This is a genomic window from Tepidiforma sp. (genome assembly GCF_034433535.1).
Classification (GTDB): Bacteria; Chloroflexota; Dehalococcoidia; order Tepidiformales; family Tepidiformaceae; genus Tepidiforma.
This window is the reverse complement of sequence record NZ_DAOUAO010000143.1, coordinates 1-5,242: the sequence shown is the minus strand read 5'-3', so window position 1 is coordinate 5,242 and position 5,242 is coordinate 1. Positions and strand designations below refer to the sequence as shown.

The following is a 5,242-nucleotide window of genomic DNA, read 5'->3' as shown; positions in this document are numbered from 1 at the left end:
GCTCCGTGGAGGGCGGGCCGCCGCCCCATGGAGCACCAGATGGGCGTCACCTTCGACCACGTCTCCCGCCATTTCGGCGCCGTCCGCGCCGTCGATGACCTCACCCTCGATATCGAAGACGGCGAGTTCCTCGTGCTGGTCGGCCCCTCCGGCTGCGGCAAGACCACTGCCCTCCGCATGGTCGCCGGCCTCGAAACCCCCACCAGCGGCGATATCCGCATCGATGGCCGCTCTGTTATCGGTATCGAACCCCGCGACCGCGACATCGCCATGGTGTTCCAGTCGTACGCGCTCTACCCCCACATGAGCGTGTACGACAACCTCGCCTTCGGCATGCGCCAGCGCAAAACGCCCGCGCGCGAAATCGACCAGCGCGTCCGCGAGGTCGCGGCCATGCTCGAAATCACCCACCTGCTCGACCGCCGGCCTCGCCAGCTTTCCGGCGGCCAGCGTCAGCGCGTCGCCCTGGGCCGGGCGATCGCCCGCCGCCCGCGCGTCTTCCTCATGGACGAGCCCCTCAGCAACCTCGATGCCCAGCTCCGCCTCCGCACCCGCGCCGAGCTGAGCGAGCTCCACCGGCGCCTCCAGACCACGGTCATCTACGTGACCCACAACCAGATCGAAGCGATGACCATGGGCTCCCGCATCGCGGTCATGCGGGAGGGCGTCCTCCAGCAGGTGGTCCCGCCCCAGGCGCTCTACGACTCCCCGGCCAACACCTTCGTCGCCTCGTTCATCGGTAGCCCGCCCATGAACCTCATCCCGGGCGAGCTGCTGCGCGATGGGTCCGCCGCGACCTTCCGCGCCGAGGGCGTCGAACTCCCCCTCCCGGTGCTCCAGCCGGCTCCCGGGCCCGGCCCCGTCATCCTCGGGCTGCGCCCCGAATCATTCCGCCGAACGCCGGCCCCATCGCCCGCCCCGGTCACCGGCACCGTGACGCTCATCGAACCCCACGGCGCCGACCTCTACGTCACCGCCAATGTCGGGGGCACGCCGGTCACGGCGCGCCTCGACCCCGACCTCGATGTCCGCCCCGGCGCCGTCATTGGCCTGGTTCCCGAATTGTCGGCTGTGCACCTGTTCGATGCCCGCGATGGTCAGCGCATCCCTGCCCGCCCGGTAGCGCCGGTCCCCACCCCGACCCTCGCTTGACGCCGTCCCCTACCGGGCGGAAAAATCCCCCTGCTTCGAGAAGGAGGAGCCCTACATCCATGAACGTCAAAGCAGCGGTTCTCTACGCCCCCAATCAGCCCCTGAGCATCGAAGAAATCGAACTCGACGAACCCCAGGCCGGCGAAGTCCTCATCAAGACCTCCGTCACCGGCGTCTGCCACTCCGACCTCCACTTCATGGAGGGCAAGTGGCTCTACCCCATGCCGGTCGTCCTCGGCCATGAATCCGCTGGCGTGGTCGAAAAGATCGGCCCCGGCGTCACCAACGTTAAAGAAGGCGACCGCGTCGTCGTCGCGTTCGTCCAGTCCTGCGGCACCTGCAACCGCTGCGTCACCGGGCGGCCCAACCTCTGCGAAAACACCCAGGCCCTCAACCGCATGGGCCGCGTCAAGCTCAAGGGCCAGCCGATCATGCAGTTCGCCGGCATGTCCGCTTTCGCCGAGCGCCAGCTCGTCTCGGCGCACGCCTGCGTCAAAGTCCCCGAGGGCGTGCCCATGGAGGCTGCCGCACTCGTCGGCTGCAGCGTTATGACCGGCGTCGGCGCGGTCACCAACACCGTTAAGCTCCAGGCCGGCCAGACCGTCGCCGTTGTCGGCTGCGGCGGCGTCGGCCTGAACATCATCCAGGGCGCGAAGATCGCCGGCGCCTCCCGCATCATCGCCGTCGACCTCGTCGAATCGAAGCTCGCCGCCGCCAAAGAGTTCGGGGCGACCGACGTCGTCGACGCCTCCAAGGGCGATGCCGTCCAGCAGGTCATCGCCATGACGGGCGGCGGCGTCGACTACGCCTTCGAGGCCATCGGCCTTATGAAGACCGCCCAGCAGTGCTTCGAAATGGCCCGCCGCGGCGGCCAGGCCGTCATCGTCGGCATGCTCCCGCTCACCGAGCAGCTCACCATCCCCAATGCCGGCATGGCCTTCCTCGGCGAAAAGGGCATCGTCGGCAGCTTCTACGGCTCCACCCGCCAGACCTACGACATGCCCTGGCTCATGGAGCTCTACCGCCAGAAGCGCCTCAAGATCGATGAACTCATCTCCCGCCGCTACAGGCTCGACCAGATCAACGAGGCCTACGACGCGCTCAAGAAAGGCGAAGTCAACCGCTCCGTCATCGTCTTCGAAAACTAGCCGCCCAGGCACCGGCGTGCAGCAAGCGGCCCCTCCAGCCTGGAGGGGCCGCTTCGTCTCGTGCAGTGCCCTTCGGCTCAGGCCTTGGGGCAGGCAATCACGGGGTCGTAGTCCGGGATGTCCGTGATCTTCTCTGTTGGCTGAATCCAGGCCACCTTCCCGTCCTTCCCCACCACGATCACCACCCGGTTCGCGATGCCCCGGCCCTCGATCAGCACGCCGTACTTGCGCGCCGTCTCGCCGTGCGGGTTGAAGTCGCTCAGCACCGGGTAGTCCACGCCGAGCTGCTGCTTCCAGGCAGCCAGCGCCCACGGCCCATCGCAGGAGATCACCACCGGCAGTGCGTCCTGCGCCTCGAACTCCTTCCGCTTCTGTTCGATCAGCGGCAGCTGGTTCGAGCAGACCGGGCTGAACGCCGCCGGCACGAAATTGATCACCACCGCCTGCTTCCCGCGGTAGTCCGAAAGCCGGAATTTCTCCCCCGTCGGGCTCGCCGGCAGCTCGAAATCCGGCGCCTCATCCCCGACTTTCAGCGTTGCAGTTTCTGCCATCACAAATCCCCCATTCCAGGTAGAGTCCCAAGGATCGTACAGGGTCTCGTGAACGACCGTCGCCCCGGTTCCCGCCGTGCACCCCCTTCTGCCCCGGGCCTATAATCGGACCCGGCACTCGCACCACCTTCCCAGGAGTACACCACAGGCCATGCAACTTCTCCGCTTCCTGCGCCCGTCCGTCGTCGCCCACGCGCACTGCGATGGACCCTGCGGCGTCTACGACCCTGCCGCTGCCCGCATCGCCGCCGAGGCCGTCCTCTCGATGGAAAAGAAGATCGCCGCCCTCGGCGATGCCCAGGACCTCGCCACCGTCAACACCCGCACCCGCTTCATCGCCATCAAGGAGCAGCAGGCTGAGCTCGTCAAAAAGGAGCTCGATATCCTCTGGCACGACTACTTCAAGCCCGAGCACCTCGAGAAATACCCCAACCTCCACGAGACGTTCTGGAAGGCTGCCAAGGCCGCCTCGAAGTGCAAGCACGAATCCAATCCCGCCAACGGCGAGGCCCTGCTGAAGGCCATCGAGGAGATCCACAACATCTTCTGGGCCACCAAGAACCGCACCGACGTCCCCTTCTACCGGGCCAACCCCTGAGCGCATCCCCGGGAACACGCTCCGAGGCGGGGCCCTGCCGGGGCCCCGCCTCCTGCGATCGCGCAATCTCCACCGCAGCACCCGCCCCCGCTACACTGGAAGCACATGTTCGAATCGCTGACCGACAGGCTCCAGGGCGCCTTCCGCAAATTCGGCTCGCGCGGCGTCGTCACCGAAGAAGACCTCGACCAGGCTCTCCGCGAAGTCCGCATGGCCATGCTCGAGGCCGACGTCAACTTCCGCGTCGTGCGCGAATTCACCCAGCGCGTCAAAGAGAAGGCCCTCGGCGCGCAGGTGCTCCGCTCCCTCACCCCCGCGCAGCAGGTCATCGATATCGTCCACCAGGAGCTCGTCGAAATCCTCGGCGGCGAAGCCCCGCGACTCAACCATGCCCCGAACCCGCCCACCGTCATCATGCTCGTCGGCCTCCAGGGCTCGGGCAAAACCACCAGCGCCGCCAAGCTCGCCAACCTCCTCAAGAAGCAGCGCCAGCGGCCCCTCCTCGCCGCCTGCGACATATACCGCCCCGCCGCCGTCGACCAGCTCCTCACCCTCGCGCGCTCCCTCGATGTCCCCATCCACGAGGAAGGCACCGGCCGGCCGCCGCTCGAGATCGCCCGCAACGCCCTCGAAAAGGCCCGCCGGATGGGCGCCACCCACCTCATCGTCGATACCGCCGGCCGCCTCCACATCGACGACGACATGATGAACGAGGTGGCCGAGCTCCGCCGGCACCTGAACCCCGCCGAGGTCCTCTTCGTCGCCGACGCCATGGCCGGCCAGGACGCCGTGAACGCGGCCAAGGAGTTCCACGAGCGCGTCGGCACCACCGGCCTCATCCTCACCAAGATGGACGGCGATGCCCGCGGCGGTGCCGCGCTCAGCATCCGCGCCGTCACCGGCGTGCCGGTCAAGTTCATCGGCATCGGGGAAAAGGCCGATGCCCTCGAGCCCTTCTACCCCGACCGCCTCGCCGGCCGCATCCTCGGCATGGGCGACCTCCTCTCCCTCATCGAAAAGGCCAAGGAAACCATGGGCGAGGAGGACACGGAAGCCTTCAAGGACAAGCTCAAGAAGGGCACGTTCGACCTGCAGGACTTCATCGAGCAGCTCCGCAAGGTCCGCAAGATGGGCCCCCTCGGCCAGCTGGTCTCGATGCTCCCCGGCTTCAACCGCATCAAAATGCAGCTCCAGGTCGATGAGCTCGACGACCGCTTCTTCGCCCAGGCTGAGGCCATCGTCCTCTCGATGACCCCCTGGGAGCGCCGCCACCCCGAGAAAATCGATGGAAAGCGCCGCAAACGCATCGCCCGCGGCTCCGGCACCGACCCGTCGCAGGTCAACCAGCTCCTCAAGCAGTTCTTCGAAGCCCGCAAGATCGCGAAGTCGCTCAGCACCGGCAAAATGCCGCTCTTCCGCTGACCGCCACCGCCATCCCGTGGACGAAACCACAGGATGGTGTACCCTCAACACCACCGAATCCACCGACACCGCCCCACCCGGGCGTTTCAGGAGACTCCATGATCCGCATCCGCCTCCGCCGCACCGGCAAGAAAGGCTATCCGCTCTACCGCGTCGTCGTCGCTAACCAGCCCGACCGCCGCGACGGCCGCTTCATCGAGACCCTCGGCTCCTACGACCCCCACCAGGACCCGCCCCGCGTCCAGATCGATGCCGAGCGCACGAAGGAGTGGCTCAGCAAGGGCGCCCAGCCCTCCGAAGCCGCCGAGAAAATCCTCGCCCGCGCCGGCATCATCGAACGCAAGCCGGCGCCCCCGCGCAAGCCCGCTGCC

Annotated in this window: 6 protein-coding genes; 5 read left to right on the top strand and 1 reads right to left on the bottom strand. The window is 67.3% G+C overall.

Features of this window, described 5'->3' with window-relative positions; genetic code table 11:
• Both VAE46_RS07935 and VAE46_RS07930 read left to right on the top strand, forming a co-directional pair.
• Positions 1 to 1,152, top strand: a 1,152-nt coding sequence (locus VAE46_RS07935; RefSeq protein WP_322796391.1) for an ABC transporter ATP-binding protein, incomplete at its 5' end; no start/stop codon positions are given.
• A 59-nt stretch (positions 1,153 to 1,211) separates the two neighbouring features.
• Complete coding sequence (locus VAE46_RS07930) at positions 1,212 to 2,300, top strand: Zn-dependent alcohol dehydrogenase (protein ID WP_322796390.1); 1,089 nt, start codon at positions 1,212 to 1,214, stop codon at positions 2,298 to 2,300.
• A 77-nt stretch (positions 2,301 to 2,377) separates the two neighbouring features.
• Here the strand turns inward: VAE46_RS07930 and VAE46_RS07925 are convergent, their stop codons facing one another.
• The gene (locus VAE46_RS07925) at positions 2,378 to 2,851 is read right to left on the bottom strand and encodes a peroxiredoxin (RefSeq protein WP_322796389.1); all 474 of its coding nucleotides are present in this window, start codon (positions 2,849 to 2,851) and stop codon (positions 2,378 to 2,380) included.
• Positions 2,852 to 3,002: 151 nt separating this feature from the next.
• Here VAE46_RS07925 and sodN point away from each other — a divergent pair, with 151 nt between their 5' ends.
• From sodN to rpsP, 3 genes are all read left to right on the top strand, one after another.
• Positions 3,003 to 3,449, top strand: a complete 447-nt coding sequence (gene sodN, locus VAE46_RS07920) for a superoxide dismutase, Ni (protein WP_322796388.1) — start codon at positions 3,003 to 3,005, stop codon at positions 3,447 to 3,449.
• 105 nt (positions 3,450 to 3,554) lie between these two features.
• Positions 3,555 to 4,871 carry a signal recognition particle protein gene (gene ffh, locus VAE46_RS07915; RefSeq protein WP_322796387.1) on the top strand — a complete coding sequence of 439 codons (1,317 nt, stop codon included), beginning with the start codon at positions 3,555 to 3,557 and terminating at the stop codon, positions 4,869 to 4,871.
• A 98-nt stretch (positions 4,872 to 4,969) separates the two neighbouring features.
• The coding region (gene rpsP / locus VAE46_RS07910) for a 30S ribosomal protein S16 (RefSeq protein ID WP_322796386.1) at positions 4,970 to 5,242 on the top strand (273 nt) is incomplete at its 3' end.